The sequence below is a fragment of the Sutterella seckii genome (genome assembly GCF_009183815.1).
In the GTDB taxonomy this organism is placed as follows: Bacteria; Pseudomonadota; Gammaproteobacteria; order Burkholderiales; family Burkholderiaceae_F; genus Sutterella; species Sutterella seckii.
Genome location: NZ_WEHX01000141.1, coordinates 1 through 3,772 on the forward strand (window position 1 = coordinate 1; position 3,772 = coordinate 3,772).

3 protein-coding genes are annotated in these 3,772 nt (G+C 57.1%); 2 read left to right on the forward strand and 1 reads right to left on the reverse strand.

The window, feature by feature from the left end:
* Positions 1 to 79: 79 nt before the first annotated feature.
* Both GBM95_RS11235 and GBM95_RS11240 read left to right on the forward strand, forming a co-directional pair.
* Positions 80 to 598 (forward strand): hypothetical protein, encoded by a 519-nt coding sequence (locus GBM95_RS11235; RefSeq protein ID WP_152159178.1) that lies wholly within the window; start codon positions 80 to 82, stop codon positions 596 to 598.
* Between the two features lie 95 nt (positions 599 to 693).
* Entirely contained in the window at positions 694 to 1,638 is a 945-nt protein-coding gene (locus tag GBM95_RS11240) for an AEC family transporter (protein ID WP_152159179.1), read from the forward strand.
* A 103-nt stretch (positions 1,639 to 1,741) separates the two neighbouring features.
* On the opposite strand, the gene GBM95_RS11245 is transcribed toward GBM95_RS11240, so the two are convergent.
* Complete coding sequence (locus tag GBM95_RS11245) at positions 1,742 to 3,577, reverse strand: aryl-sulfate sulfotransferase (RefSeq protein ID WP_152159180.1); 1,836 nt, start codon at positions 3,575 to 3,577, stop codon at positions 1,742 to 1,744.
* Positions 3,578 to 3,772: the final 195 nt, after the last annotated feature.

Sequence of the window (3,772 nt, forward strand, 5' to 3'; positions counted from 1 at the left end):
CGACGGACACCCTTGCCTCTGGCTGTGAGCTTGGCACTACCTCCTGCTCATCGGGACTTTCACCCTATAGAAATCGCCCATGCCGGGCACACGACAAAATTCGCCCGCACGTTCGATTACAACGAGGGGTGAAATCAGTTGGTTCGCCTACAACATGCCGACGATCGAGTTCCACAACGAGCTTTTCAGTCGGCTTCAGGAGCTTTACGGACAAACGTCCATCTCAGCAGTGGACGGAGGCATCAAGAAGTCTTTCGGCGAAATGAATGAACAACCCAGGCTTTACATCTGGATCAAAAAGACCAAGCAGGGAGATGTTTCAGAGCCCAACCGGACGCTTGCCTACTGCGTCCGAAATGCCATTCATCACCCTGAGAATCACAGCATGGGGCAAGGCTTCGTGGAAGAGCACCTTGAGGAATCCATCAGCGACATACTTCGTTCGCGTGATCAAGCATCTTCGCGCAAAGTCAGCACCAACGATCTGATAGCGCTTCAGGACATGGAGCCGGGAGACTATGGTTGCTCTGAAAAGAGAGCAACTGCTGCCGGTTACATGCCGGACCCCGGATCTTCCAGTCGCCGCGCCAGGAAGTAGTATTTGAAGCCGCAGGACTTCGCCCGCGAGGGGATCTTCAGCCCATCAGCGAAGTCCGTCTCCAGAAGTCTTCAGGCATTCCTGCTGCAGCAGCGATGGAACTCTTCCTCACCAACTTTCTTGCGGCGCTCCCGCTTTTTGCGCTCATTGCTATCGGCTATCTCGCTGCAACCGTAAAGCTCGTCACGCCGGCGATCGGTCAGGCGCTTTCGAAATTTGCCTTCAATATTGCACTCCCGATTCTTCTCTTCCGACTCATGAGCGACATCACGCATCTGCCGCCTCCGGACTGGAACATCGCGCTCGCCTTCTTCGGCTCCTGCTTCCTCGTCTTTGCGATCGGGCGCTTCCTCGGGCACCGGTTTCTGAACCTCAATTCCGACGAACGAACGATCTTCGGCATGGCAACGGTCTTCTCGAACAACGTGCAGCTCGGAATCCCCGTCGCCGTCGCGCTCCTCGGACAGGAAGCAATGCCCTCAATTGCGATCATCTTTTCGCTCAACGGCTTCCTCATGTGGACGCTCGTCACGATCGCGATCGAACTCGGGCGTGCGAAGAGCCCGTCGATCGTCACGACGGTCACAAAGGGAACGCTTCAGACCATCCGGAATCCGATCGTGATCGGCATCATTCTCGGCTTCTTCTGGAGCATCTCTAACCTTTCCATGCCGGCGCCCATGGCGAAAACCATCGGCATGATGGCGGATGCCGCCGCCCCGGTCGCGCTCTTTGCTGTAGGCGTAGGCCTTACGCAGTACCGGATCACCGCGAACCTCTCCACGACGCTCCTCATTACGTTCCTCAAGCTCGGCCTCCAGCCGCTCGTCGTCTACGGCCTCTGCCGGATCTTCAATCTCGGTCACGAGGCGATGCAGGCCACCTGCCTTCTTGCGTGCCTTCCTGTCGGCGTCAACGTCTACATCATGGCGCAGGAGTTCAAGGTGATGCAGGGGGCAACTGCGAATTCGCTTCTCGTCACAACTGCGCTAGCGGCGGTTACGATGCCCTTGATCATGAGCTGCTTCGGGCTCCTCTGAGGACATCTTTCAGCTGCCAGTCGCCATACGGAAAAAGCTCCGGGACTGACAAGAGACCGGAGCTTTTCCTTTCTGGAGCGCTTCAGAGGAAGCAGCTCATGCATCACTTCGCGTGATGGAAGGCCTTTTCGACGCGGAAGGGCATCGCCTGATAGCCCATGGAGCCGTTGATGCGGATTTCAACCGCGGGTTCAGTCGACCCCCACTTGAATTCCATCAGGTACGGATTCGGCGCGCCCACGGCCTTGCCCTTGACGAGCTGCATCTCAGGCGTCGCAGAATAGACCATGATCGAATCCTTGTCGGCCTCGTACTGCGTGAGGGAGGTCACAGGGCTGTACCACGCATGGCCGCGTTCCTTGCCGAACTCCCAGAGCTGCTCGACCGTGCCTTTTTCCTGGTCAACCTTGTAGACCACAGCGCGCGAATACTTCATGTCGGGAAGGGGCGGCTGCTCGAGTCCGCGGCCGTCGCCGTTGTCGAATGCAGTGAGATAAACGAAGCGCTTGTCGGACTTCGAGTCGATGCGGAAAGCCGTGTGCTGCGTCCACGTCCAGTCGAAGGTCGTGTTCTCGCACTTGCCCTGTTCGCACTTGATGGGATTGCCGTCCTTGTCTACGGGCTTCAGGACCTTATCCGCCCAAGCCTTCTGCCAACCGTCGGGAGCGCCGAGAATCCACTTCACCTTCTTGTCGCGGCCGATCTTGATGATCGCGGACTGATGGCGCGAGGAAATGATGATCGAATCGTCGGTCGGGTCATAGTCGACGGAATTGACGTGCGCCCAGTTGCGGCCGATGCCGACGCCCGTGATGTCGCCGAAATGCTCTTCCTTATCCATAGCGGCGAGGTCAGCCGAAGAAAGCGTCTTGCCAGCGCTGTCGGCGTCGAGATTGAGGCACACCGCGCCCTGGTCGAGCGACTTGATCACGACATCGCGATAGGGATCGAGGATTTCCCAGAGACGCCAGTCATCAACCACACGGCCGGCTGGATTCACTTCGGCGATCACGTCGCGAACCGTGCGGACATTGCGGCCGTCGGGACGACGAACATCGTTGGCTGCGACGCGCAGAAGGAAGTTACCGTTCTGGGCCTGATCAAAGGAGTGCGAAAAGTCTTCGTAGCCGGCGGGGAGACGGCGGTTGAAGACTTCGCGGCCCATGATGTCGTACTTCACGTAGCGCTGACCATAGCCCCAGGTGAGCGCACCGTCGTCGCCCTGCTGGAAGCCCATCATGACGCCGCCGTTGTAGACCGATTCCATGTCATAGATTGAATCCACGTTCATGTACCAGCGGACTTCGCCCGTCGCATCGATGATGGCGTTCTGCGGATAGAAGCACCATTCAAGCGCGCCGCCTGAGGGGTTGTTCCAGACAACGCGCGAGCCCTTCGGAGGCGAAACGAGGAGATTGTTGACGAGGTAGAGACGATCCTTGAATTCGGGATCGGCCTTCACAACCGTCGTATCAAACATCGTGCTCTTTTGCGAAACGGTGCCGTTCCCTTCCGTATAGACGAGCGGCGCATAGATCTTGTAGGCCTCGTTCACAGCCTTCTTTTCGCCCGTGAGATCCGTACGGGTATAGGAGACCTCAACAGTATTGACGTAGTCCGGATAGAGTCCGAAGACCGGAATGCCGCCGTGCGTAAGCACCTCACTTCTGTCGACGTCATACTTGATCTCAGAGCCGTTCTCCTTCGGCACGATGCGGACCTTAACGTTGGAAAGCGTATAACCGCCTGAACGAATGATGGCGGTCAGAGGCGCAATGCGATAGGGATTCGTAATGACTTCGCCGATCTGTCCCTGCTTCGCGTACTTGACGGCTGCGCCCGAGGCGCCGCCCGCCGCCATTACCGTCGTCGGGGCCGCAGAGAGCATCAGGGCGCCGAGAACTGCAGCCGCAAGCGCGGACTTCGTGATGGTCTTCATGGAAACTCCTTTCCTTCTGAATGAAATTTGCAACGAAGAAATCATAGAAATCAACGCATTTGCAGTAAATAGTCATATACCTTCATTGAGATAAAATTCGTGAATTTCCAGAAATCCGGTAACAGCACCCCTTGAAGCTGCATGACGATAAGGGGAATATTTTCACAGAGGCTTGCTGGATTTCTTCTCCTGGGC